The following is a 23,124-nucleotide window of genomic DNA, read 5'->3' on the forward strand; positions in this document are numbered from 1 at the left end:
CGGACCGACAACCTCGCGGCCCTGTGCCGCTTCCACCACCGGCTCAAGACCCACACCGCCTGGCACTACCGCATGACCGAGCCCGGGGTGTTCGAGTGGACCTCACCCCACGGCCACCACTACCGCCGCGACCGCCACGGCACCACCGCGATCGACCAGGCCGAGCCACCCGACCCGCCCGACCCGCCCGGCATCCCGCGCCCACGCCGACCATGACCCCGCCCCACACCCCGCCACCCATGGACGGCGGGGCCAGAAGCACGACCTGACTTCCTCATCCGTCGTCTCGCTGCTCGTGGCCGGCCTACGGCGATCGCGTCCGCCAGCATGCCGGTCCGTGATCGGGATCAGGTGACCACGTCTGACGGAGGAACTCATGGGGGCAGTGAAGTCCTACCCGAGCCGGGAGCTGACGCGACTGCGCCGCGAGTGGCTGCGGAGCAAGCAGCGCTACGTCGTGCCATGGCTGCGTTCTACGTCGCAGTCAGCATCGCCCTGCAGTCCGCCGACCTGGATCACGTCGTCGTGACCCGCGAAGGCGGAGTGGTGGTGATCGACTCGAAGTTCCACACCGATCTGACCAGTACGCAGGTCGCCGACATGGTCCGTGCAGCTGCGCGCGCTCGCAGCAGGGCTGAGGCTCTGGGCGGGCCGTGCTGAAGTCAGAGCCCGCCGGTCGGCGCCAGACGTCACGGACCTCGGTCACCAGGCTCACGGACTGGCGGGACCGTCTCGGCGCAGCACACGCCTGACCACTCGGTCATCCGGCCGATCCGATCGGCCGCCGCGGGGCACTAGCGTGCACCCGTGCTCGCGCAGATCCGCTCCGTCGCGCTGTCCGTCTGGCGCCTTCCCGCGCCGCCCGACGCGCGGCCCGCCGGACGCCTCGACTACGCCGGCGTGGGGGTCGCCGCGGTCCTTGCGGTCATCGAGGTGGCCGTGCTGCGACCGGACCTGCCGTTCCGCTGGCTGTCTCTGGCGGGGTTCCTGGTCTGGCTGCCGACGCTCTTGGTCCGACGGACCAGGCCCACGCTCACCGTGACGGTCTTCGGGGCCGTGATCCTCGCCCTCCTGGTGGTCTCGTGGGTGACCGACGGGCCTCCACCGGGCGACCTCAACACGTCCGTCGTGGCGCTCCTCATCCCCTACTCCCTGGCGCGCTGGGCCCGCGGGAAGGACGCCGTCGGGGGCCTCGTCCTCTTCTTCGTCATCGCCGGCAGCTCGCTGGTGTCCCAGCACGTGCCGGTCGCGGACCGCATCGGCGGTACCGCGGTGGTCGTGGCTGCGGTCGCGCTGGGTGCGGTGGTCCGCGCGCAGTCGATGCTGCGGACGCGGCAGCTCGACGACGTACGACGTGGCGAGCGGGAGCGCCTCGCCCGCGACCTGCACGACACGGTCGCCCACCACCTCACGGCCATCGCGATCACCGCCCAGGCGGGCCTCGCGGTCGCCGGACGCGAGCCGGCAGCCGCGACGGACGCGCTGCGCCGCATCGACGAGGAGGCGACGCGCACGCTGGCCGAGACCCGCAAGGTGCTGCGCGTGCTGCGCACCGACGAGGAGGCGCCCGAGCGGCCGTTGGCGGACATCCGCGGGCTGGCGAGCAGCGGGCCCGGTCCCGTGGTGACGGTCGCGGTCGACGACGACCTCGACGACCTGTCCCCGACCGTCGCGGCCGCGCTGCAGCGCATCGCGCAGGAGGCGGTCGTCAACTCCCGGCGCCACGCCCGCGACGCCACCTCGGTGCAGGTCCGGGTCACTCGCGAGGAGGACGGCGTGCAGCTCGTCGTGACCGACAACGGACGGGGCTCGACGGGCACCGGGGACGGCTTCGGCATCGTCGGCATGACCGAACGGGCCGTGCTGCTCGGCGGCCGCCTCGAGGCCCGGTCGCTCGCTCCCCTCGCGGGCTGGCGGGTCACTGCGACACTTCCGCTCGAGGAGGCACGATGACGCTGCGCGTGCTGGTCGCCGACGACCAGGAGATCGTCCGCACCGGGCTCGCCATGATCCTCGGTGCGCAGGACGGCATCGAGGTGGTCGCGACGGCCGTCGACGGGCAGGACGCCGTCGAGCAGGCCCGCCAGCTGCGGCCCGACGTCTGCCTGCTCGACATCCGCATGCCCCGCCTCAACGGCATCGAGGCGACCCGAGCGCTCGCCGGGCCCGACGTCGCGGACCCCATGGCGGTCGTCGTCGTGACCACGTTCGACCTCGACGAGTACGTCTACGGTGCGCTGCTGGCCGGCGCTCGGGGCTTCCTGCTCAAGGACTGCGGCCCCGATCTGCTCACCCACGCCGTACGTGCTGCCGCCGACGGCGGATCGCTGATCGCGCCGACGGTCACGACCCGCCTGCTGAAGAGGTTCGCAGCCAGGGACACGCCGCCGCAGCCGACCTCACCGCTGACCGAGCGTGAGGAGCAGGTGCTGGTCGCGGTCGCCCGCGGGCTGACCAACCACGAAGTCGCCGCCGAGCTCTACATCTCGCTCAGCACGGTGAAGACGCACCTCGGCTCCCTCATGGGCAAGCTCGGCGTCCGCAACCGGGTCGAGCTCGCGCTCTGGGCCTACCAGACCCGCCGGCTCGACTGACGCGCCTGCGACCGCCGCACCAGCCACTCCGCCACGGCGAGGTTCAGGACCCACGCGAAGCCCATCCCCGCGGCCTTGAGCCCACCGCCGGGCTGGTCGACGAACAGCACCATCGGGCCGAGCACCAACGCCTGCGTGCCGGCACCCTGCGCGACGGCGTACGCCCTCGCCATCCACCGCTGGTGCGCGCGCACGTCCCGGGCGCGGATCGCGGCGAGGCCCAGCACCAGCCCGACCGCCATCAGCGTGCCGAAGAGCAGGCGTAGCCACATCAGGGCGGTGTTGTCGTGGGCCGGCAGCCGGTCGGACACGGCCATCACCAGTCCGCTCACCGCGGCCGCGAGGCCGGCCGGGACGAGGACGCGACCGCTCCAGCGGTGCCAGCGCGGACGGCGTCGGCGGAACGAGGGCATGAACTGGAACGCCCCGAGGACGCAGTACGTCGTCGCCCCGAGGATGTGCACCACGACGGGGACGGGGAGGTCGAAGAAGCGCGCGTTCTCGGCCGTCCGACCCGACGAGAGGTCGACGAGCCGCGCGGCGCCGGCTGCCACGGGCACGAAGGTGAGCGCCAGCAGGCTCGCCGGGATCCACCACTCGCGGCGCGGACGGGGTGGTGCGTCGCGTCGGGCCGCTCGGGCGGCAGTCGTGGTCATGCCGACGAGCCTCCCGGCGCGGCGCGTACGACGCATCGGCTCGCAGGCCGGCGCGGGTCAGCCGATCGGCCGAGGCACCGCCTGCGACGACTCGAGCGCCTCGATCAGGGTCCGGGCGTCGTGGGGGCCGATGTGGCGGGTCTCGCCGACGAAGAAGGTCGGGGTGCCCCGCACCCCGCTCTCCTCGGCCGAGGCGACGTCCTCGGCGACGTGGCGGGCCAGGTCGTCGTCGTCGAAGGATCGGAGGAACTCCTCCACGTCGAGGTCGAGCCCGGCGGCATAGCCGACGAGGTCCTCGAGCTCGAGCTCGTCCTGGTGCGCGAAGAGCACGTCGTGCATGTCCCAGTAGCGGCCCTGCCGGGCCGCCGCCTCGGCGCCCAGCGCGGCCAGCTCGGCGTGCGGGTGGACCGGCAGCGGCAGGTGGCGGGTGACGTAGCGGAGCCGGTCGCCGAAGTGCGCGCGGAGCTCCTTGCCGACCCCGCTCACGCGGGCGCAGAAGGGGCACTCGAAGTCGAGGTACTCCACCAGCGTCAGCGGCGCGTCGACCGGTCCGGTGATGTGGTCGCGCGCCGGGTCGACCGGGCGGCTGAGGTGCGTCGGGAGGGCAGCGTCGCGCTGGCCGAGGAACCGGGCGGCGAAGCGGAAGGCGAGCCAGCCGGCGAGGCTCGCCAGCGCGGCGGCCACCAGGACGCCGACGCGCGCCTCGTCCTGCAGCCGCGACGACTCGAAGGCGAGGCTGATGATCAGCAACGAGACCGTGAAGCCGATGCCCGAGAGCGCACCTCCGGCCAGGGTGTGGCCCAGGCCGACGCCCTGCGGCAGCCGCCCCCAGCCCAGGCGCACGCTCGTCCACGCGCCCAGGAAGATGCCGAGGGCCTTGCCGACGACGAGGCCGAGCACGATGCCCCACATCAGCCGCGACCCGAAGGCGTCGCCGAGGACGCCGTCGCGCAGGTCCACACCGGCGTTGGCCAGGGCGAAGACGGGTACGACGACGTGGCTCGTCGGGGAGTGCAACGCCTCCTGCAGGCGCTCGTTCACGGAGATGGCACGGGTCAGCGACCGGCGTGCCGCGCGCTGCACGCCCGGCATCGGCGACTGCCGGAAGGCGCGGAAGCTGCGCGCCGCGTCCTCGACGTCGGACCGTCGCGGGTCGAGGGCCGGAACCAGCAGGCCGCTCAGCATGCCGGCGATCGAGGCGTGCACGCCGGACTCCAGGGTGGCGAACCACATCACCAGCACGACCAGCACGTAGGGCGCCGCCTGCCAGACGCCGGCCCGGTCGAGGCCGACGAGCACGAGCAGGCAGAGGGCGGCGACCGCCAGGGCCCCGAGCGACAGTGCGTCGGAGTAGACGACGCCGATCACGCTGACGGCGACGATGTCGTCGATGACGGTGAGCGTCAGCAGGAAGATCCGCAGCTGGGTGGAGACCGCAGGGCCCACCAGCGCCATCACGCCGAGCAGGAACGCGGTGTCGGTGCCGATGACCGCACCCCACCCGGCCGCCGCCTCGCCGGACGGGTTGAGCGCCAGGAAGATCGCGGCCGGCACGAGCATGCCCATGACGCCCGCGACCAGCGGCACGACCACGCGACTGCGGTCGACGAGCTCGCCGATGGCGAACTCCTTGCGGACCTCGAGGCCGATGACGAAGAAGAACACGACCATCAGGCCGTCGTTGATCCAGTGGTGCAGGTCCATCGTCAGGCCGCCGTCGCCGAACCTGATCGACAGCTCGGTGTGCCACAGGTCGACGTAGGACTGCGACCAGGGCGAGTTCGCCCACACCAGGGCGATGAGCGCCGCCATGACGAGCAGGCCGGCGGAGCCGGACTCGGTGCGGATGAAGTCGCGCAGCGAGCGCGAGCTCTGCGCCTCGAACGCCGCGGACCCCGTGCAGGCGGACTGGTCCGTGCTCACACGACGCGGTGCATCCAGCCGAAGGTGTCCTCCGCGCGCCCGAACTGCATCCCGACCAGCGCCTCGCGGATCTGCATGGTCAGCTCGGTGCTGGACGGCGCGGGCGTGACGCCCTCCGGCGAGCGGAGCTCGCCGACCGGGGTGACGACCGCTGCCGTGCCGCACGCGAAGACCTCGGTGATTTCACCCGAGGCGACGCCCTCGCGCCACTCGTCGATGGAGACCTTCCGTTCCTCGACTGCGTGGCCCAGCTTGCCGGCGAGCTCGATGATCGAGGCACGGGTGATGCCCTCGAGGATGGTGCCGGTCTCGGGGGTGACGACGCGGCCGTCGGCGTGGACGAAGAAGAGGTTCATCCCGCCCAGCTCCTCGATGTAGCGGAACTCCTGGTCGTCGAGGAACACGACCTGGTCGCAGCCCTGCTCGATCGCCTCGCGCTGGGCGGCGAGGGATGCGGCGTAGTTGCCGCCGGTCTTGGCCGCGCCCATGCCGCCGCGACCGGCGCGGGTGAAGGTCTCCGACAGCCAGAGGTTGACCGGCTTGATGCCGCCCTTGAAGTAGGCGCCCGCCGGCGACGCGATCACCATGAAGGTGACGTGCTGGGCCGGCCGGACGCCGAGGAACGTCTCGGAGGCGAACATGAACGGGCGCAGGTAGAGCGACTTCTCGCCACCCCCGGAGTTATCCGGCACCCACCGCTGGTCGACCTCGACCAGCGCGTCGACGTAGGCGACGAAGTCCTCGACCGGGAGCTCGGGGAACGCGAGCCGCTGCGACGAGCGAATCATGCGGGCGGCGTTCTGCTCGGGACGGAACGTCCACACCGACCCGTCGTCGTGCCGGTAGGCCTTCATCCCCTCGAAGGTCTCCTGCGCGTAGTGCAGCACCGCCGTCGCCGGGTCGAGCGTCAACGGACCGTAGGGCTGGATCCGGGCGTCGTGCCACCCCGCGTCGGGCGTCCACTCGACCAGCAGCATGTGGTCGGTGAAGTGCTGCCCGAAACCGGGGTTCGCGTGGATCGCCTCGAGCCGGGCGAGGTCGACGGGCGCGGGGTTGGCGGTGGTGCTGATCTGCATGGGGTCAACCTATTCCAGAGGCCTCGAGGGCGCTCAGAGACGGGCGGCGATGGCGTCCCCGACCTCGCTCGTACGACGGCTCGTGCCGGGGTCGCGCTCGGTGAGGTCGGCCAGCACGGCCGCCTCGATCGCGGCGGCCGCCTCGGCATGGCCGAGGTGGTCGAGCAGGAGCGCGCCGGAGAGGATCGCGGCGGTCGGGTCGGCCTTCTGCTGCCCGGCGATGTCGGGGGCCGAGCCGTGGACGGGCTCGAACATGGACGGGGCGGTCCGGTCGGGGTTGACGTTGCCGGAGGCGGCCAGCCCGATGCCGCCGGTGATGGCGGCGGCGAGGTCGGTGATGATGTCGCCGAAGAGGTTGTCGGTGACGATCACGTCGAAGCGGGCGGGGTCGGTGGCCATGAAGATCATGGCCGCGTCGATGTGGATGTAGTCGGTCGTGACGTCGGGGTGCTCGGCGGCCACCTGCTCGAACAGCCGCCACCAGAGGGAGCCGGCGTTCACCAGGACGTTGGTCTTGTGGACCAGCGTGAGCCTCTTCCTCGGCCGCTTCTGCGCGCGGGCGAAGGCGTCACGGACCACGCGCTCGACGCCGTACGCGGTGTTGACCGAGACCTCGGTCGCGACCTCCGCCGGGGTCCCGACCCGGAGCGCGCCGCCGTTGCCCGTGTAGGGGCCCTCGGTGCCCTCGCGCACCACCACGAAGTCGACCTCGCCCTTGTCGAGGACGTTCCCGGCCAGCGGCGAGACGGAGCCCGGGAGGAGTCGCGACGGCCGCAGGTTGACGTAGTGATCGAGCTCGAAGCGCAGCCTGAGGAGCAGGCCGCGCTCGAGGATGCCCGGAGGCAGGTTCGGGTCGTTGGGCCTGCCACCGACGGCACCGAGCAGGATCGCGTCGTGCCCGCGGATCTCCGCGAGCACCGAGTCGGGCAGCACCTCGCCGGTCGCGAGGTAGCGCTCGGCGCCGAGGTCGTAGCGCGTCGACTCGAACTTCACCGGTGCGGCGACCTCGAGGACCTTGAGGGCCTCGGCGGTCACCTCGGGGCCGATCCCGTCGCCGGGGATGACGGCGAGGGTCGGGCTCCCGGTGTCGCGGGCGGCGGCGGGCTGGTCGGTGTCAGGCATGCGGCGAACGTTAGTTGTCGTCCGGACGCTGGCCGCCGCCGTCTCGCAGGTCAAGCGCGGTCTGGACGGCGGCCGTCGTGTTCTCCGCGCTGCGCGGGTTCTCCGGGTCGTGGGCCGCGGGGCCCCAGGTGTCGGGATACATCTGGTACATCGATCTCACTCCTACGTGCGTGACGGTTGGGTGAGCCCGAAGCCGCCGACACCGCGGCGGGTAGGGAAGCAGGACGGCGGGGATCGCCCGGGCCCGGCTGCCGGCCGACGAGCGTGCGGGTCGCGCAGGACTGCGGAGGACCCGCCGCGAAGGCGGTGGCTTCGAGCTCTGCCGAGCAGACGCTCGGCGGAGGGGCGAAAGGCCGGGTGGCGGAACCTCGTCAACGCCGAACACCGCGACGAGGTGGCCCTTCTGTCAGGCCTCGCCGCGGCAGTCGATGAGTACGAAGACGCTCCGCATGGTTCGACGACTGTACGACTGCTGGACGGGCCGCCGCACGGGGTTTCCCGGAACGTGTCAGATCGTGAGATGTCGGCCCGTCCAGTGGGATCGCGCGCGAGGAGTGACAGACTCGGCGACCTCATGTCTGCTCCTCCGGAACTCCCCGAGATCGTCCAGCGCGCCTTCGACGTCTGCCGCCAGGCCGGCTACGTCGCGTTCTGCCGCAACGAGACCGGTCGCCTCCTCGCCACCCTCGCTGCGACCAGGGGAGGCACGATGGCCGAGTTCGGCACCGGTTGCGGGGTCGGCACCGCTTGGCTGCGCAGCGGCGTGCGCAACGGGGCGCGCATCCTCACCGCCGAGCTCGACGAGTCGCTGGCCGGTGCCGCGTCCAAGATCTTCGACGACGACGCCAAGGTCGAGGTGCTCGCCGCCGACTGGAGCGTGCTGCGCGAGCACGGACCCTTCTCGCTGCTGTTCCTCGACTCCGGCACCCCGTCCGAGGTGGGCGTCGACGCCGTCATCGACCTCGTCGAGCCCGGCGGCATCGTGGTGCTCGACGACTTCGCGCCGTGCGAGTCGTGGCCGCCGATCACCTACGGGCGCGTCGACACGCTGCGGGAGCAGTGGCTCACCGACGAGCGGTTCACCGCGGTCGAGGTGATGGTGGCCGCCGACGCGTCCGCCGTCATCGCCACCCGGCGCTGAGCACCCGCGACCGGTCCCCCGTGAGACCCCTCGCCGTCGCGGCCCCGAGCCGCGAGGCCGCGGACGCCGCCGAGGCGATCGCACGCGCGGGAGGCTCCGCCGTGGACGCCGCGATCGCGGCCGCCCTGGTGGCGATGGTCACCGAGGTGGGCCTCGTCTCGCTCAGCTCCGGCGGCTTCGTCACCGTGCAACCCGCCACCGGGTCGGCGTACACCGTGGACGGGTGGATGGACCGACCCGGCATCGGGCGCGCCCCGGACGCGCCCGCGTCCGAGACGTGGGACGTCTCGACCGAGTACGGCGGCGGGGTCGAGATCACGATCGGCGCGGGGTCGGTGGCGACGCACGGCTCCCTCGCCGCCTTCGGCGAGGCGCACGCGCGCGACGGCCGCCTCCCCTGGGCCGAGCTCGTCGGCCCGGCGACCGACGTGGCGCGCGGCGGCTTCGCCCTGGGCTCGGCGTCGCGCTACTACCTGCGCCACGTGCACGAGTCGATCTTCGGGTGGGACCAGGCGAGCCACGCCGCGCTGCACGACGCGTCGGGTCGGCTCACCGAGGACCGGGTCGTGGTGGCCGACCTGGCAGCGACGCTGGAGCAGATCGCCACCGACGGTCCGCGCGCGCTCCACGAGGGCGACCTCGCCGACGCGATCGCGGCCGACCTCTCCGCCCGCGGCGGCCTGCTCGGGTGCGCGGACCTGGCGGCGTACGCGCCCGTCGTCCGTGAGCCGCTGACCACGCGCGTCGCCGGCTGGAGCCTGGCGACGACGACGCCCCCGTCGGTGGGCGGGGTGGTCCTCGCGGCCATGCTGCGGCTCCTCGAGGACCGACCGCGGGGGTGGTGGGACGCCGACGACGTCGAGCACCTGGTCCGGGTGCAGCGCGCCGTCCTCGGCCACCGGCGCGAGGTCCTGGAGGTGGCCGCCGACCTCCCGGCCGTGTCGCGCGGGTGGCTCGACCGAGTCGACGCCGACCACCGGGCGGTCCTCGAGTCGGGCTCGACTGCGCACGTGTCCGTCACCGACGCCGACGGCGCCGCGTGCTCGCTCACGGTGTCGTCGGGCTACGGCGCCGGGATGATCGCCGCCGGCACCGGCATCTGGCTCAACAACTGCCTCGGCGAGCAGGAGCTCAACCCGCCCGGGCGCGACGTGGCCCCGGGCTCGCGCCTGCTGTCCAACATGGCGCCGGTCGTCGGGCGCCACGACGACGGATCGACCCTGGCGATCGGCTCGCCGGGTGCCGACCGCATCACGACGGCGGTCGTCTGCGCCCTGGCCGGGTTCGTCAACGGCGGGCTCGACCTCGACGACGCCGTGGCCCACCCCCGCGTCCACGTCCACCGCGCGGGGCTTCCGGACGAGGACGTCCGCCGTGAGGACGAGCTGACGATGTACTTCGGTGGGGTCGGCGCGGCGCTGACCCGCGCCGACGGATCGCTCGAGGCCGTCGCCGACCCCCGCCGCGAGGGGGTCGCCCGGGTGGTCCGTCCGACCTGACACCACCCGATCGGACTACGTGTCAATGCCCTTCGGACCAGTTTTTACCTTGCGACGGATTTCTTTACCTACGGTTCCTACCGTGTGAACGCACGCAGTGCCGGGCGGACCGACCCATCGGATGACCGCCCCGACCACCACCAAATTCTCGGTTAGGACCCACCTCATGAACAAGCCGTCCCGTCGCGCCCAGAAGATCATGGCCGCGGCCACCACTCCCGTCGCGGTGATCGCCGCCGGCGCCCTGGTCTACCAGGCGTCGTACGCCGCGTTCACCGGCCAGACCCGCAACTCGGGCAACGAGTGGTCGACCGGCTCGGTCTCCCTCACCGACGACGACAACGGCCAGGCCCGCTTCCGCGTCACCAACATGCTCCCCGGCCAGACCGAGTCGAAGTGCATCACCGTGACGGCCAACGCCAGCGTCCCGAGCACCGTCAAGGGCTTCGCCATCAACCCGGTGACCTCGGTCCAGGGACTCGAGAACCGCATCCTCATGTCGATCCAGGCCGGCTCCGACGGCAGCTTCGCCGACTGCACCGGCTTCAAGCCGCTCCAGGACGCTGCCAACGGCGTGATCGTGGCCGACGCGCCGCTGTCCGGCATCGCGCAGAAGAACACCTTCGAGACGGCCATGGGTGGCTGGGAGGTGCCCAAGGGCACCAACTCGCGCACCTACAAGCTCACCTGGAAGTTCGACACCACCGGGATGACCCAGTCGCAGATCGACCAGCTGCAGGGCGCCAAGACCGGCGTCGACATGCAGTGGGAGATGCGGACCGCCGAGCCCACCTCCTGAGTCCGCCTCCTCACCTATCGGGAGCAGCGCGTGAGCGACGTGCACGACGACGACGCAGCCGGGTCCGGATGGATCCGGCTGCTCGTCGTGCTCGCCTGCCGCGCCTACCGGGCGGTGCTGCTCGTCCTCGCCGCGACCGCGGTGCTGCCCGTCGTCGCCGGGTGGGGGTCGTACGTCGTGTCGTCGGACTCGATGCGCCCCTCGATCGCGGTGGGCGACGTGGTCCTCGCACTTCACACCCCGGCCGACCACCGCGTGCGCGTCGGGCGGGTCTACGTCTTCGACGACCCGGCGCGCGAGGGCCGGCTGCTGGTGCACCGCATCGTCGAACGGCGTGACGACGGCGACTTCACCACGGCCGGCGACGCCAACGACGTCACCGACCTCGCTCCCCTCGCGAGCTCGGGGATCCGGGCGCAGGCCGTCCTGCTCGCGCCCTCCGTCGGGCTGCCCGTCCACTGGGCCCGTAGCGGCGCGTGGGGCCGCCTCGGCGTCTGGCTGGCCCTCAGCTGCGCGGCGTTCGCGATCGCGACCACCCGGGTCGACGGGGAGCGGCCGTCCCGGCGCGGTCGCCGACGAGTGGCGGGGGCGACGGCCGTCGCTGTCGTCGCCGTCGCCGCCGGGACCAGCGGTGCGGCAGGCGCCTCGTTCACCGCGCGCACCGTCTCGTCGGGGTGGACGTGGACGGCCGGCGCCTGGGTCCAGCCCTACGTCGGCGCGGTGCTGGCGGACCAGCCCTACGGCCTGTGGCTGCTCGACGAGCCCGCCGGCCGGCAGTACGCCACCGACCGCTCGGGCAACAACCGCACCGGGGAGTACCTCGGATCGCTGACGGCGGGGGCCGCGGGCGGCCTGCCGAGGAACCCGGGGACCTCGGTCCGCACCACCGGCGGTCGCGTCGTGCTCGGCACGCAGGAGGTCGCCGCGCCGTCGGCGTACTCCATCGAGCTGTGGTTCCGCACGACCGCCACCACCCGGAGCTACCTCGCGGGCTTCGAGGACGACCGCGACGCCGGCTACTCGCTGCTGGGCTCGGACGCCGACCGCTCGGTGACCATGGAGCCCACCGGGCGCCTCACCTTCGGCAGCTGGCCGTGGCAGAGCACGTCGCTCACCACGCCCCGCGCCTACAACGACGGCGCCTGGCACCACCTCGTCGTCACCAGCACCACGGCGCGCGCCACGACCATCTACGTCGACGGCACCGCGGTGGCCACCGGTACGACCTCGGCTGTCGGGAGCTACACCGGCTTCTGGCGGGTCGGTCAGGGCAGCATCGGGTGGCTGAACACCCCGGCGTTCACCGGCGACCTCGACAACGTCGCGATCTACCACTCCCCGCTGCCCGCCGCGCGCGTCGCGGCGCACTGGGCGGCCCGGTAGGTCAGTCCGCCGGCGGTGCCACCAGGTCGACGGTGAACCACGGCAGCATCAGCTGCGTGAGCGGACCGATCGCCAGCGCGTAGACGACGGTCCCGACGCCGAGGACGCCCCCGAGGAGCAGTCCGATGACGACCACGGCCACCTCGAGGCCGGTGCGGACGAGCCGCAGCGAGAGCCCGGTGCGCCGCGACAGGCCGGTCATCAGGCCGTCGCGCGGCCCGCGGCCGAGCTGCGCGCCGATGTAGAGCGCGCTCGCCAGCCCGCAGAGCAGGACGCCCCCGACCATCAGGCCGAGCCGCCCCGCCATCGCCTCCGGGCGGTCGAGGACGGCCAGCGTCGCGTCGGCGGAGAGGCCCACGACGATCGCGTTGCTGATCGTGCCGAGGCCCGGCATCTCCCGCAGCGGGATCCACAGCACCAGCACCACGAAGCTGAACAGCACGACGGCCTGGCCGAGCGTCATCGGGACGTGGCGGATGAAGCCGGAGTGGAGCACGTCCCACGGCGCGAGGCCGAGCGCGCCGCGGACCATCAGCGCCAGCGAGACGCCGTAGAGGAAGAGTCCGACGTAGAGCTGCGGCAGGCGTCGCGCCAGCCGTCCGGCGCGCAGCTGGGCGACAGGTCCCAGGTCGACGAGGACGCCGCGGGGCGCGTGGACGGTTCCGGTGGGGGTCGTGCTGGTCATGGCTCCATCCTGCACAGCAAGTGGCCTTGTCGGACATAGCCAATCGTGGAAGAGTGGCCTGCATGAGCCGCGTCATCAGCGCCCAGCGCGTAGCCACCCTCGTCGGCGACTTCCCACGGTCCCCCGCCTACCTCGGCTTGGCCGAGAGTCTGCGCGTGCTCATCGGGGACGGACGGATCGGCATCGAGGTGCGGTTGCCCAGCGAGCGCGACCTCACCGCGTCGCTCGACGTCTCGCGCACGACCGTGACCCGTGCCTACGAGGTGCTGCGCGAGTCGGGGTACGCCGAGGCGCGCCGCGGGTCGGGCACGTTCACCACGGTGCCGGGCGGGCAGCGCCGCGCCCACGACCGGTCGCTGATGCCGGGCACCGGCGGCGAGGACGTCATCGACCTCAACTGCGCGGCGCACTCCGCACCGCCCGGCCTGGTCGAGGCGTACCAGCGCGCCACCGAGCAGTTGCCGGCCTACCTCAGCGGTCCCGGCTACTTCCCGCTCGGGGTGCCCACCCTCCAGACGCGGATCGCGGCGGCCTACGAGGCGCGGGGCCTGCCGACCGTGCCCGAGCAGATCATGGTCACCGCAGGTGCGCTGGCAGCCGCGTCGCTGGTGGCGCAGGCGTTCACCGCTGCGGGCGAGCGCGTCGTCGTCGAGTCGCCGACGTACCCCAAACGCGACCCAGGCGGTGCGCCACGCGGGCGCCCGGCTCGTCCCCGCCACGGTCGACCCCGACGGCTGGGACCTCGACGCGCTGGCCGCCACCCTGCGCCAGACCTCGCCCCGGCTCGCCTACCTGATCCCGGACTTCCAGAACCCCACCGGGCACCTGATGAGCGACAGCCAGCGCGACGAGCTCGCCCATGCGCTCGCCCGCACCCGCACGACCGTCGTCGCCGACGAGGCCCACCAGGCGCTCGCGCTCGCACCCGGGCTGGCCGACGACATGCCGCGTCCGCTCGCGGCCCACGCCCACGACGCGATCACGATCGGCAGCGCGAGCAAGTCGTTCTGGGGCGGGCTCCGTCTGGGCTGGGTGCGCGCCCCGCTCAAGGACATGGACCGGCTGCTGCAGGCCCGCATCGGCCTCGACCTCGGAGCGCCGGTCTTCGAGCAGCTGGTGCTGGCCGACCTGCTCGACCGCGCCGACGAGGTGCTCCCGCGCCACCGCGAACGACTGCTCACGGGCCGCGACGCCCTCGTCGCGGCCGTGCAGGAGCACCTCCCGTCGTGGCGCTTCCGCGTGCCCGACGGCGGGCTGGCCCTGTGGTGCGAGCTGCCCGAGGCGCTCGGCACCGCGACGACGGCCGAGGCCGAGCGTCGGGGCGTCGTCGTCGCCCCCGGTCCCGTGTTCGCGGTGGAGGGCGGCCTCGACCGCTTCGTGCGGATCCCCTGGACCGCCTCCCCCGACGTCCTCACCGAAGCGGTACGACGCCTCGCCGCCGCGTGGGAGCACGTGACCACCATCTCGGGGCTGGACGCAGCCCGGCCGGCAGCGCGTCGCGCTGCCGGCCGGGTGATGGTCGCCTAGGGGCGATCTATCGAGCGTTGGTCAGGACAGGTCCACCGCGCGCACCGAGGAGGCCTGCATCGCGGCCTCGATCTCGGTGAGGGTGTCGGCGGGGATCGCCGAGTCGACGCTGAGGGCGACGAGCGCTGCGCCGCCCTTGTCCTGGCGCGAGACCTGCATGCCGGCGATGTTGACGTCGGCGTCGCCGAGGATGCCTCCGATGACGCCGACCATCCCCGGACGGTCCTCGTAGGTGAAGAACGCCAGGTGGGTCGTGGGCTCGATGTCGACGTCGAAGCCGTTGACCTCGACCAGCCGCTCCTTCTGCGCGAGCCCCACGAGCGTCCCGCTCACCGACACCTGGGTGCCGTCGGCGAGGGTCCCCCGCAGCGTGATCAGGTTGCGGTGGTCGGGGCTCTCCGCCTCGGTCACCAGGCGCACCTCGGTGCCGCGCTCGGCGGCGAGGAGCGGCGCGTTCACGTAGGAGACCTGCTCCTCGACGATGTCGGCGAAGACGCCCTTGAGCGCGGCCAGCTCGAGCACCTTGACGTCGTACTCGGTGATCTCGCCGCGGACCTCGACGTCGAGCTGCTGCGCGACCTCGCCGGCCAGGGAGGTGAACACCCGGCCGAGCTTCTCGGTGAGCGGGATGCCGGGACGCACGTCCTCGGCGATGACGCCGCCCTGCACGTTGACGGCGTCGGGCACCAGCTCGCCGCTCAGGGCGAGCCGGACCGAGCGGGCCACGGCGACGCCGGCCTTCTCCTGCGCCTCGTCGGTCGAGGCACCGAGGTGGGGCGTGGCGACGACGTTCTCGAGCTCGAAGAGCGGGCTGTCGGTGCACGGCTCGCTCGCGAAGACGTCGAGCCCGGCGGCGGCGATCTGGCCGGTCTTGAGGGCGTCGTAGAGCGCGGCCTCGTCGACGATCCCGCCGCGGGCGGCGTTGACGAGGACCAGGCTCGACTTCGCGCGGGCCAGCTGGTCGGCGCCGATCAGTCCGACCGTCTCCGGGGTCTTGGGCAGGTGGACGCTCATGAAGTCGGACTCGGCGAGCAGCGTGTCCAGGTCCACGAGGCGGACGCCCATCTGCGCGGCACGGCCGGCCTGCACGTAGGGGTCGTAGGCGATGACCTTCATGCCGAACGCGCTGAGGCGCTGTGCGACCAGGACGCCGATGCGGCCGAGGCCGACGATGCCGACCGTCTTCTCGTAGAGCTCGATGCCGGTGTACTTCGAGCGCTTCCACTCACCGCCGCGGAGGGCGGCGTGGGCCGGACTGATGTGGCGGGCCGCGGCGAGCATGAGGGCGACGGCGAGCTCCGCGGCGCTGACGATGTTCGAGGTCGGCGCGTTGACGACCATGACGCCTGCCTGGGTGGCGGCCCTCACGTCGACGTTGTCGAGACCGACGCCCGCGCGCGCGATGACCTTCAGCCGGCGTGCGGCGGCGAGCGCCTCGGCGTCGACCTTGGTCGCCGAGCGGACCAGGATCGCGTCGACGTCGGCGATCGCCGGGATGAGCTCGGCGCGGTCGGCGCCGTTGCAGCTGCGGATCTCGAAGTCCGGGCCGAGCGCCTCGATGGTGGCGGGGCTCAGCTCTTCGGCGATGAGTACGACAGGCTTCGCGGGTGCGTTCACAGCGGGGTCCTCGGCTGATCAATGGTGTGTTCGGGGACTGCACGACGCTGTGCCCGGCTCACATTACCTGCGAGTGCGACACGAGTCCCATCGCCCCAGCATCCGGACGTCGTACCCGGCGCCTACCATCCAGGCATGGGCGCGATGGACGACGCGGAGCGGCTCGAGCTGACGACCGTCGAGGAGTGGAGCGCGTGGCTGCGCGACCACCACCCGCAGCCGCAGGGCGTCTGGTTGGTCAGCCCCCGCAAGGCCGCCGAGCGGGCCTTCTCCTACGAGGAGGCCGTCCTGGAGGCGCTGCGCTACGGCTGGGTCGACTCCACCGTCAAGCCCCTCGACGAGCGCCGTTCGATGCAGTGGTTCGCTCCTCGCCGCCGGAGCAGCATGTGGACGCGCATCAACAAGGGCCGCGTCGCCCGCCTCGAGGAGGCCGGCCTGATGGAGCCCGCCGGCGCGGCCGCCATCGCGACCGCCAAGGAGACGGGCATGTGGGCGCTGATGGACGACGTCGAGGACTGCATCGTGCCGGAGGACCTGGCCGCTGCCTTCGACCGCAACCCGGGCGCGCGCGAGCACTGGGAGTCGTGGTCCGCCTCGGCGCAGAAGCTGATCCTGTCGTGGATCGTGCTCGCGAAGAGGCCGGAGACCCGCGCCGTGCGGGTCGCCACGACGGCGGAGAAGGCCGCCCAGGGGATCAAGTCGCAGTAGCCGCGGGCGTCAGATGGCGCAGCCGTCCGGGCCGCACTCCTGCCCGTCGGCACCTGTCGCCACGACCTCGATCGCCGGGCGGGAGTCCGACCACGCCCGCTCGAGCACCTGCGTGAACACCTCGGTCGGCTGCGCCCCGGAGACGCCGTACTTCTGGTCGACGACGAAGAACGGGACGCCGCTGGCGCCGTAGGCCTGCGCCTGTGCGACATCGGCGTGCACGTCGGCCTCGAACTCGCGGGAACCGAGCACCTCCTCGACCCGGGCGGCGTCGAGGCCCGCGGCCTGCGCGACGTCACGCAGCACGGCGTGGTCCGCGACGTTGCGGCCGTCGGTGAAGTAGGCAGCGAGCAGCGCCTCCTTGACCCGTCCCTGGAGCTCGTTGCCACCCTGCGCGTGGGCGAGGTGGATCAGGCGGTGCGCGTCGACGGTGTTGAGGTGCAGCGTCTGCGAGAGCCGGTAGACCAGGCCCTCCTCGGCGGCGACCGCCTCGACGCGGTCCTGCATCTGCTGGGCGCCCTCGGGCGACTGGCCGTACTTCCGGGCCAGCATCGTCGTCGTGCTCTCGGTCGGCTCGGTCGGCGCACCGGGGTCGAGCTGGTAGGAGCGCCAGTGCACCTCCACCTCGTCGGCGTGCTCGAACTCGGCCAGGGCGTTCTCGATGCGCCGCTTGCCGATGTAGCACCACGGGCAGACGACGTCGGACCAGATCTCGATCTTCACGTCGTCCCCAACCCGCCGTCTGACCTGCGTGTTCCCGCGCGCACTGTGCAGTGAGTCTCCAGGAGACTCAACGCGCAGCCCGGGCGTGTCGGGCTCAGGACTCCTGGCGGCGCACCTTCGCGCGCCGGGCGACGTACGTCACGGCGAAGCCGAGGACCAGCGCGAGGAGCACCCCGAGGTTGGCGTAGGGCCAGTTGCCCTCCCAGTAGGGGCCGGCCGGGTCGTCGACGTACGTGCCGAGGCCGAGCGGCTCGATCAGGAAGCCCTGCCAGTTGTTCCAGGCAGCGTCGGAGGCGAAGTTGTTGACGACCAGGCCCCAGCCGACGATCGAGGCGCCGACCATCGTGGCGATCGCAGGCACGTCGACCGAGCCGTAGCGGCCCGCCGCGTCGAAGAGCGCTTCCTCGTCGTAGTCGCGCTTGCGCAGCGCGATGTCGGCGATCATGATCCCCGCCCACGCGGCCAGCGGGACGCCGAGGGTGATCAGGAAGCTCTGGAACGGGCCGAGGAAGTCCTCGGCGAAGAAGACGACCCAGATCGTTCCGAGGGTGAGGATCACACCGTCGATGAACGCCGCCGCCGGCCGCGGGATGCGCACGCCCAGCGAGAGCAGCGTCAGGCCCGAGGAGTAGATGCCGAGCACCGCGCCGCTGACGAGGGCGAGGATCGCGGTGATGAGGAACGGGACGAGGAACCACGTCGGCAGCAGCGTGCCGAGCGTGCCGATGGGGTCGGCGGCGATGTCCGCGGACAGGGTGTCCGACGAGCCGGCGAGCAGCAGTCCGAAGACCACCAGCAGCACGGGCGCGACCGCGCCACCGAACGTGTTCCAGCCGACGATGGCGGCGCCCGGAGCGTCGCGGTGCTGGTAGCGCGACCAGTCGGCGGCGATGTTGATCCAGCCCAGCCCGAAGCCGGTCATGACCATGACGAGCGCGCCGACCATCTGCTGGGCGCTGCCGGCGGGGATGTCGCTCACGGCGGACCAGTCGACCTCGTCCAGCGTGAGGACCACGTAGACGAGGGTGGCGACGCCGGTGATCCAGGTCAGCACCGACTGCATCCGCATGATCACGTGGTAGCCGGCGACGCTGGCCGAGACGATCAGGAGCGCGACGACGCCGGTGGCGACGACCTGCGTCGTGGTCCCGCCCGACCAGCCGAGCTGGTCGAAGATCGTGGCCGTGGCAAGGACGGCGAGGATCGCCAGGAACGTCTCCCAGCCGATGGAGACCAGCCACGAGACGACGCCGGGCACCTTCTGCCCGTTGACGCCGAACGCGGCTCGGCTCAGCACCATCGTGGGCGCCGAGCCGCGCTTGCCGGCGATCGCGATGACGCCGCAGAGCGCGAACGACACGACGATGCCGACGACCGTGACGACGACCGCCTGGACGAAGGAGATGCCGAAGCCCAGCACGAACGAGCCGTAGCTGATGCCGAACACCGACACGTTGGCCGCGAACCACGGCCAGAACAGGTCTCTGGGCTGCGCGGTGCGCGCGGACTCCTCGATGATCTCGATGCCCGTCGTCTCGACGCCGAGGCGGCGAGTCTGCTCCAGGCCCGAGCCGGTGGTCGTTGTGTGACTCATGGGTGAATCGTCGCTCACCCGGGGCTCAGGAGCCAGCACCACCCGCCTGGTCGGGCGGTGCGAGCAGCCGCGCGTCGAGGTCGACGCCGGCCACGTCGAAGTGGTCGACGTGGAGGTCCTTCTCCGCGAGCAGGGTGTCGTCCCCCGGGTAGAAGACCGCCCGCTCCGGCTCGTCGCCGGCGAAGCGTCGTACGTCGTCCATGGACCGCCACAGCGACACCGCCTCCACCTCGACCAGGCCGTCGTCGCGCTGCCGGCTGAGGACAAGCGCGCCGAGGTTTCCCTGGGTCGCGCGGTAGTCGCGCACACCGGTCTCGTCCTGGTGGCGCAGGTACGCCTCGGCGTCCGCGGCGCGAACCGCTCCTCGCCATCTGCGCAGGATCATCCTCTGCCTCCCACTCGTCGTGTCCCCCGACGCTAGCGGGACCGGTCCGTCGCCGGGAGACGCCGACGGCGCGCCGGTGACCGGTGCGGTCGTCCGGCGCGCCGTACGGACGCGAGGTGCTGGGGAGTCAGCGGGCGGAGCTGCCCTCGACGTAGTCGGAGTCGTGGGACTTCACCCAGGCCATGAGCTTGCGGAGCTCGCGGCCGGTCTGCTCGATCGGGTGGCTCTCGGCCTTCTTGCGGAACTCGGTGAACTCCGGCGAGCCGTTGTCCATGTCGGTGATGAAGCGGTCGGCGAACGCGCCGTTCTTGATGTCGGCGAGCACGTCCTCCATGTTCTTCTTCACCTCGGGCGTGATCACCCGGGGGCCGGAGACGTAGTCCCCGAACTCGGCGGTGTCGGAGACCGACCAGCGCTGCTTGGCGATGCCGCCCTCGTACATCAGGTCGACGATGAGCTTGAGCTCGTGGAGGCACTCGAAGTAGGCGACCTCGGGCTGGTAGCCGGCCTCGGTCAGCACCTCGAAGCCGTACTGCACGAGCTGGGAGGCGCCACCGCAGAGCACCGCCTGCTCACCGAACAGGTCGGTCTCGGTCTCCTCGGTGAAGGTGGTCCTGATGCCGCCGGCGCGCAGGCCGCCGATCGCCTTGGCGTAGGAGAGCGCGAGGTCCCAGGCCTTGCCGGACTCGTCCTTCTCCACCGCGACGAGGACGGGCACGCCGCGCCCGTCGACGTACTCGCGACGCACCAGGTGGCCCGGGCCCTTGGGGGCGACCATGAAGACGTCGACGCCCTCGGGCGGGGTGATGTAGCCGAAGCGGATGTTGAAGCCGTGGCCGAAGACGAGGGTGTCGCCGGGGGTCAGCGCCGGCTCGATCTCCTCGGCGTAGAGCTTCCGCTGGTGCTGGTCGGGGGCGAGGATCACGATCAGGTCGGACTCCTCCGCCGCCTCGCGCGGGGTGAGGACGCGCAGGCCCTCGGCCTCGGCCTTGTCGCGGCTCTTGGAGCCGGGCTGCAGGCCGATCCGGACGTCGACGCCGGAGTCGCGCAGGGACAGCGCGTGGGCGTGGCCCTGGCTGCCGTAGCCGATCACCGCGACGTTCTTGCCCTGGATCAGGCTCAGGTCGGCGTCGTCGTCGTAGAACATCTCAGCCACTGGGGGCTCTCCTTCGGTTGGGATTTCACTCGGTGATCGAGTAGCCGCGAGGAACGAGCGGCGTATCGAGATCTGGGTCAGTTGGCGATTGCGGAAACAGGGGCGGGCACGGCGACCGGGCGGTGGGTGCGCTCGCTGATCGAGCGCGACCCGCGACCGATCGCGACCATGCCCGACTGAACGAGCTCGCGGATGCCGAAGGGCTCGAGCACGCGCAGCAGGTCGGCGAGCTTGTCGGCGTTGCCCACGGCCTGCACGGTCACCGCGTCGGGTGCGACGTCGACGACCTTCGCCCGGAAGAGCTGGACGGCGTCGAGGACCGCGCCACGGGTGGTGGCGTCGGCGCGGACCTTGACGAGGAGCAGCTCGCGGTTGACCGACCCGGCGCCGTCGAGCTCGACGATCTTGATGACCTCGACGAGCTTGTTGAGCTGCTTGGTGACCTGCTCGAGCGGGGACTCGTCGACGTTGACCACGATGGTCATCCGCGAGACCTCGGGGTGCTCGGTCGGGCCGACGGCGAGGCTGTCGATGTTGTAGCCGCGGCGCGAGAACAGGCTCGCGATGCGGGCCAGGACGCCGGGCTTGTTCTCGACCAGCACGCTCAGCGTGTGCTTGTTCGTCATCAGATGTCGTCCTCGTCGAACTGGGGCGCCAGGTCGCGCGCGTACTTGATCTCGTCGTTGCTGGTGCCGGCAGCCACCATCGGCCACACCATCGCGTCGCGGTGCACGCGGAAGTCGACCACGACGGGCTGGTCGTCGATCGCCATGGCCTTCTCGATGGTGGCGTCGACCTCGTCGGGCGACTCGCAGGCCAGGCCGACGCAGCCGTAGGCATCGGCGAGCTTGACGAAGTCGGGGATCCGCTTGGAGTGGAGGTCGGTGTTGGAGTAGCGCTCGTTGTAGAAGAGCGTCTGCCACTGCCGCACCATGCCGAGCGACTCGTTGTTGATGATCGCGACCTTGATCGGGATGTCGTTGATCGCGCAGGTCGCGAGCTCCTGGTTGGTCATCTGGAAGCAGCCGTCGCCGTCGATGGCCCAGACCGTGCTGTCGGGCCGGCCGACCTTGGCGCCCATGGCTGCCGGCACCGCGTAGCCCATCGTGCCGAGGCCACCGGAGTTGATCCACGTGTTGGGGTTCTCGTATCCGACGTAGTGCGCCGCCCACATCTGGTGCTGACCGACACCGGAGGCGTAGATCGCCTCGGGCCCGGCGATCGCGCCGAGCCGCTCGATGACGTATTGCGGGGCGAGCGAGCCGTCGGCCGGGGTGTCGTAGCCGAGCGGGTAGCGCGACTTCAGTCCGGCGAGGAAGGCCACCCAGCCCTCGTAGTCACCGTCGGCGCCCTCGGTCGTGAGCAGCGCGACCAGCTGGGCGAGGACCTCCTTGCAGTCGCCCACGATCGGCACGTCGGCGTGACGGTTCTTCCCGATCTCGGCGGGGTCGATGTCGGCGTGGATGACGAGCGCGTTCGGCGCGAACGAGTCGAGGTTGCCGGTCACGCGGTCGTCGAAGCGGGCACCCAGGCTGATGATCAGGTCGCTCTTCTGCAGGCCGGCGACCGCGGCGACGGTGCCGTGCATGCCCGGCATGCCGAGGTGCTGCGGGTGGCTGTCGGGGAACGCCCCGCGCGCCATCAGGGTCGTGACGACCGGGATGCCCGTCAGCGCGGCCAGCTGCGCCAGCTCGCGCGACGCGCGGGCGCGGATGACACCGCCGCCGACGTAGAGCACGGGGCGCCGGGCCTCGCGGATCAGCCGGACGGCCTCCTTGATCTGCTTGGCGTGCGGCGTCGTCACCGGGCGGTAGCCGGGCAGGTGCAGCTCCTCGGGCCAGGCGAAGGTCGTCTGCGCCTGCAGGGCCGACTTGGCCACGTCGACGAGCACCGGTCCGGGACGGCCGGTCGAGGCGATGTGGAAGGCCTCGGCGATCGTGTGCGGGATGTCGGCGGGGTCGGTGACCAGGAAGTTGTGCTTGGTGATCGGCATCGTGATGCCGCGGATGTCCGCCTCCTGGAATGCGTCGGTGCCGATCATCGAGGCGCCGACCTGCCCGGTCACGGCCACCATCGGCACCGAGTCCATGTGGGCGTCGGCCAGTGGCGTGACGAGGTTGGTCGCGCCGGGGCCGGAGGTCGCCATGCAGACGCCCACCCGCCCGGTGGCAGCGGCGTAGCCCTGGGCGGCGTGCCCGGCACCCTGCTCGTGGCGGACCAGGATGTGGCGGATCCGCGTGGAGTCCATCAGCGGGTCGTAGGCCGGGAGGATCGCGCCTCCGGGGATGCCGAAGATGTCGGTGACACCGGCCGCCTCGAGGGACGTCACCAGGCTCTGCGCACCTGTGACCGACGTGCTTCCCTGTGCGACCTGCTGTGTCATGTCCTTCTCTCCTGCGTGTGCGGTGTCTGGGGATGAGCCCATAAAAAAGCCCCTCGGCCCGGTGGGCGACGAGGGGTGACGCGCGTGCGTTGGCCGACTGGCCTCAGCTCACGCGTCGCGTGCGTACAAGAATCTCGGTGCGCATGCGACAAC

General features: G+C 71.9%; 23 protein-coding genes and 2 pseudogenes. 11 read left to right on the forward strand and 14 right to left on the reverse strand.

Annotated elements, in window-relative coordinates:
- The 4 genes and pseudogenes from ACFQW6_RS00005 to ACFQW6_RS00020 all read left to right on the forward strand — a co-directional run.
- Positions 1-216: pseudogene (locus ACFQW6_RS00005) on the forward strand (hypothetical protein); the annotation flags it as partial.
- Positions 217-462: 246 nt separating this feature from the next.
- On the forward strand, positions 463-660 hold the full coding sequence (locus ACFQW6_RS00010) for a hypothetical protein (RefSeq protein WP_378540141.1): 198 nt from the start codon (positions 463-465) through the stop codon (positions 658-660).
- A gap of 147 nt (positions 661-807) precedes the next feature.
- Complete coding sequence (locus ACFQW6_RS00015) at positions 808-1,953, forward strand: sensor histidine kinase (RefSeq protein ID WP_378540142.1); 1,146 nt, start codon at positions 808-810, stop codon at positions 1,951-1,953.
- Positions 1,950-2,594, forward strand: a complete 645-nt coding sequence (locus ACFQW6_RS00020; protein WP_378540143.1) for a response regulator — start codon at positions 1,950-1,952, stop codon at positions 2,592-2,594. Before ACFQW6_RS00015 ends, ACFQW6_RS00020 begins: the two co-directional genes overlap by 4 nt.
- Here ACFQW6_RS00020 and ACFQW6_RS00025 read toward each other — a convergent pair.
- Genes ACFQW6_RS00025 through ACFQW6_RS00045 form a run of 5 tightly spaced genes read right to left on the reverse strand, consistent with a single transcriptional unit; the run spans position 2,570 to position 7,522 of the window.
- Positions 2,570-3,250 (reverse strand): DUF2306 domain-containing protein, encoded by a 681-nt coding sequence (locus ACFQW6_RS00025; protein ID WP_378540144.1) that lies wholly within the window; start codon positions 3,248-3,250, stop codon positions 2,570-2,572. The two genes, ACFQW6_RS00020 and ACFQW6_RS00025, sit on opposite strands and share 25 nt — an antisense overlap.
- 57 nt (positions 3,251-3,307) lie before the next feature.
- Positions 3,308-5,173 (reverse strand): Na+/H+ antiporter NhaA, encoded by a 1,866-nt coding sequence (gene nhaA / locus ACFQW6_RS00030; protein WP_378540145.1) that lies wholly within the window; start codon positions 5,171-5,173, stop codon positions 3,308-3,310.
- Positions 5,170-6,249: a branched-chain amino acid aminotransferase gene (locus ACFQW6_RS00035; protein ID WP_378540146.1), complete on the reverse strand. Its 1,080-nt coding sequence runs from the start codon at positions 6,247-6,249 to the stop codon at positions 5,170-5,172. Before ACFQW6_RS00035 ends, nhaA begins: the two co-directional genes overlap by 4 nt.
- Before the next feature lie 33 nt (positions 6,250-6,282).
- Positions 6,283-7,371, reverse strand: a complete 1,089-nt coding sequence (locus tag ACFQW6_RS00040) for a 3-isopropylmalate dehydrogenase (protein ID WP_378540147.1) — start codon at positions 7,369-7,371, stop codon at positions 6,283-6,285.
- 10 nt (positions 7,372-7,381) lie between these two features.
- The gene (locus ACFQW6_RS00045) at positions 7,382-7,522 is read right to left on the reverse strand and encodes a hypothetical protein (RefSeq protein WP_378540148.1); all 141 of its coding nucleotides are present in this window, start codon (positions 7,520-7,522) and stop codon (positions 7,382-7,384) included.
- Between the two features lie 423 nt (positions 7,523-7,945).
- On the opposite strand from ACFQW6_RS00045, the gene ACFQW6_RS00050 reads away from it, so the two are divergent.
- From ACFQW6_RS00050 to ACFQW6_RS00065, 4 genes are all read left to right on the forward strand, one after another.
- Positions 7,946-8,512 carry an O-methyltransferase gene (locus ACFQW6_RS00050; RefSeq protein WP_300045998.1) on the forward strand — a complete coding sequence of 189 codons (567 nt, stop codon included), beginning with the start codon at positions 7,946-7,948 and terminating at the stop codon, positions 8,510-8,512.
- Positions 8,513-8,532: 20 nt separating this feature from the next.
- Positions 8,533-10,011 carry a gamma-glutamyltransferase gene (locus ACFQW6_RS00055; protein WP_378540149.1) on the forward strand — a complete coding sequence of 493 codons (1,479 nt, stop codon included), beginning with the start codon at positions 8,533-8,535 and terminating at the stop codon, positions 10,009-10,011.
- A gap of 166 nt (positions 10,012-10,177) precedes the next feature.
- Positions 10,178-10,810: a hypothetical protein gene (locus ACFQW6_RS00060; protein WP_378540150.1), complete on the forward strand. Its 633-nt coding sequence runs from the start codon at positions 10,178-10,180 to the stop codon at positions 10,808-10,810.
- A 30-nt stretch (positions 10,811-10,840) separates the two neighbouring features.
- Complete coding sequence (locus ACFQW6_RS00065; protein ID WP_378540151.1) at positions 10,841-12,193, forward strand: signal peptidase I; 1,353 nt, start codon at positions 10,841-10,843, stop codon at positions 12,191-12,193.
- A gap of 1 nt (position 12,194) precedes the next feature.
- Here ACFQW6_RS00065 and ACFQW6_RS00070 read toward each other — a convergent pair whose 3' ends face one another.
- The gene (locus ACFQW6_RS00070; protein ID WP_378540152.1) at positions 12,195-12,878 is read right to left on the reverse strand and encodes a YitT family protein; all 684 of its coding nucleotides are present in this window, start codon (positions 12,876-12,878) and stop codon (positions 12,195-12,197) included.
- 62 nt (positions 12,879-12,940) lie between these two features.
- Here ACFQW6_RS00070 and ACFQW6_RS00075 point away from each other — a divergent pair.
- Positions 12,941-13,132 (forward strand): annotated as a pseudogene (locus ACFQW6_RS00075) (GntR family transcriptional regulator); the annotation flags it as partial.
- A gap of 2 nt (positions 13,133-13,134) precedes the next feature.
- Here the strand turns inward: ACFQW6_RS00075 and ACFQW6_RS00080 are convergent.
- Positions 13,135-13,266, reverse strand: a complete 132-nt coding sequence (locus ACFQW6_RS00080; RefSeq protein WP_378540153.1) for a hypothetical protein — start codon at positions 13,264-13,266, stop codon at positions 13,135-13,137.
- A 296-nt stretch (positions 13,267-13,562) separates the two neighbouring features.
- On the opposite strand from ACFQW6_RS00080, the gene ACFQW6_RS00085 reads away from it, so the two are divergent.
- Positions 13,563-14,405, forward strand: a complete 843-nt coding sequence (locus ACFQW6_RS00085) for a PLP-dependent aminotransferase family protein (protein ID WP_378540154.1) — start codon at positions 13,563-13,565, stop codon at positions 14,403-14,405.
- Between the two features lie 21 nt (positions 14,406-14,426).
- Here the strand turns inward: ACFQW6_RS00085 and serA are convergent, their stop codons facing one another.
- Positions 14,427-16,022, reverse strand: a complete 1,596-nt coding sequence (serA, locus tag ACFQW6_RS00090; RefSeq protein ID WP_378540155.1) for a phosphoglycerate dehydrogenase — start codon at positions 16,020-16,022, stop codon at positions 14,427-14,429.
- Positions 16,023-16,157: 135 nt separating this feature from the next.
- On the opposite strand from serA, the gene ACFQW6_RS00095 reads away from it, so the two are divergent.
- Positions 16,158-16,730: a YdeI family protein gene (locus ACFQW6_RS00095; protein ID WP_378540156.1), complete on the forward strand. Its 573-nt coding sequence runs from the start codon at positions 16,158-16,160 to the stop codon at positions 16,728-16,730.
- A gap of 9 nt (positions 16,731-16,739) precedes the next feature.
- Here the strand turns inward: ACFQW6_RS00095 and ACFQW6_RS00100 are convergent, their stop codons facing one another.
- The 6 genes from ACFQW6_RS00100 to ACFQW6_RS00125 form a co-directional block, all read right to left on the reverse strand.
- Positions 16,740-17,453 (reverse strand): DsbA family oxidoreductase, encoded by a 714-nt coding sequence (locus tag ACFQW6_RS00100; protein ID WP_378540157.1) that lies wholly within the window; start codon positions 17,451-17,453, stop codon positions 16,740-16,742.
- Positions 17,454-17,547: 94 nt separating this feature from the next.
- Complete coding sequence (locus ACFQW6_RS00105) at positions 17,548-19,047, reverse strand: purine-cytosine permease family protein (protein ID WP_378540158.1); 1,500 nt, start codon at positions 19,045-19,047, stop codon at positions 17,548-17,550.
- 25 nt (positions 19,048-19,072) lie between these two features.
- Complete coding sequence (locus ACFQW6_RS00110; protein WP_378540159.1) at positions 19,073-19,432, reverse strand: hypothetical protein; 360 nt, start codon at positions 19,430-19,432, stop codon at positions 19,073-19,075.
- 127 nt (positions 19,433-19,559) lie between these two features.
- Complete coding sequence (gene ilvC, locus ACFQW6_RS00115; RefSeq protein WP_378540160.1) at positions 19,560-20,588, reverse strand: ketol-acid reductoisomerase; 1,029 nt, start codon at positions 20,586-20,588, stop codon at positions 19,560-19,562.
- Between the two features lie 77 nt (positions 20,589-20,665).
- A complete protein-coding gene (gene ilvN, locus ACFQW6_RS00120; protein ID WP_378540161.1) occupies positions 20,666-21,214 on the reverse strand; it encodes an acetolactate synthase small subunit in 549 nt (182 codons plus the stop codon).
- On the reverse strand, positions 21,214-22,971 hold the full coding sequence (locus ACFQW6_RS00125; RefSeq protein ID WP_378540162.1) for an acetolactate synthase large subunit: 1,758 nt from the start codon (positions 22,969-22,971) through the stop codon (positions 21,214-21,216). The genes ilvN and ACFQW6_RS00125 overlap by 1 nt, the downstream gene beginning before the upstream one ends.
- Positions 22,972-23,124: the final 153 nt, after the last annotated feature.

It is taken from the genome of Nocardioides sp. GCM10028917 (assembly GCF_042666175.1).
Taxonomy (GTDB): Bacteria; Actinomycetota; Actinomycetes; order Propionibacteriales; family Nocardioidaceae; genus Nocardioides.

Coding starts and splice junctions, on each gene's coding strand:
- ACFQW6_RS00010 (WP_378540141.1), top strand. CDS start 463: ATGGCTGCGTTCTACGTCGCAGTCAGCATCGCCCTGCAGTCCGCCGAC.
- ACFQW6_RS00020 (WP_378540143.1), top strand. CDS start 1,950: ATGACGCTGCGCGTGCTGGTCGCCGACGACCAGGAGATCGTCCGCACC.
- ACFQW6_RS00025 (WP_378540144.1), bottom strand. CDS start 3,250: ATGACCACGACTGCCGCCCGAGCGGCCCGACGCGACGCACCACCCCGT.
- ACFQW6_RS00035 (WP_378540146.1), bottom strand. CDS start 6,249: ATGCAGATCAGCACCACCGCCAACCCCGCGCCCGTCGACCTCGCCCGG.
- ACFQW6_RS00040 (WP_378540147.1), bottom strand. CDS start 7,371: ATGCCTGACACCGACCAGCCCGCCGCCGCCCGCGACACCGGGAGCCCG.
- ACFQW6_RS00045 (WP_378540148.1), bottom strand. CDS start 7,522: ATGTACCAGATGTATCCCGACACCTGGGGCCCCGCGGCCCACGACCCG.
- ACFQW6_RS00050 (WP_300045998.1), top strand. CDS start 7,946: ATGTCTGCTCCTCCGGAACTCCCCGAGATCGTCCAGCGCGCCTTCGAC.
- ACFQW6_RS00060 (WP_378540150.1), top strand. CDS start 10,178: ATGAACAAGCCGTCCCGTCGCGCCCAGAAGATCATGGCCGCGGCCACC.
- ACFQW6_RS00070 (WP_378540152.1), bottom strand. CDS start 12,878: ATGACCAGCACGACCCCCACCGGAACCGTCCACGCGCCCCGCGGCGTC.
- ACFQW6_RS00080 (WP_378540153.1), bottom strand. CDS start 13,266: ATGACGTCCTCGCCGCCGGTGCCCGGCATCAGCGACCGGTCGTGGGCG.
- ACFQW6_RS00095 (WP_378540156.1), top strand. CDS start 16,158: ATGGGCGCGATGGACGACGCGGAGCGGCTCGAGCTGACGACCGTCGAG.
- ACFQW6_RS00105 (WP_378540158.1), bottom strand. CDS start 19,047: ATGAGTCACACAACGACCACCGGCTCGGGCCTGGAGCAGACTCGCCGC.
- ACFQW6_RS00110 (WP_378540159.1), bottom strand. CDS start 19,432: ATGATCCTGCGCAGATGGCGAGGAGCGGTTCGCGCCGCGGACGCCGAG.
- ilvN (WP_378540161.1), bottom strand. CDS start 21,214: ATGACGAACAAGCACACGCTGAGCGTGCTGGTCGAGAACAAGCCCGGC.
- ACFQW6_RS00125 (WP_378540162.1), bottom strand. CDS start 22,971: ATGACACAGCAGGTCGCACAGGGAAGCACGTCGGTCACAGGTGCGCAG.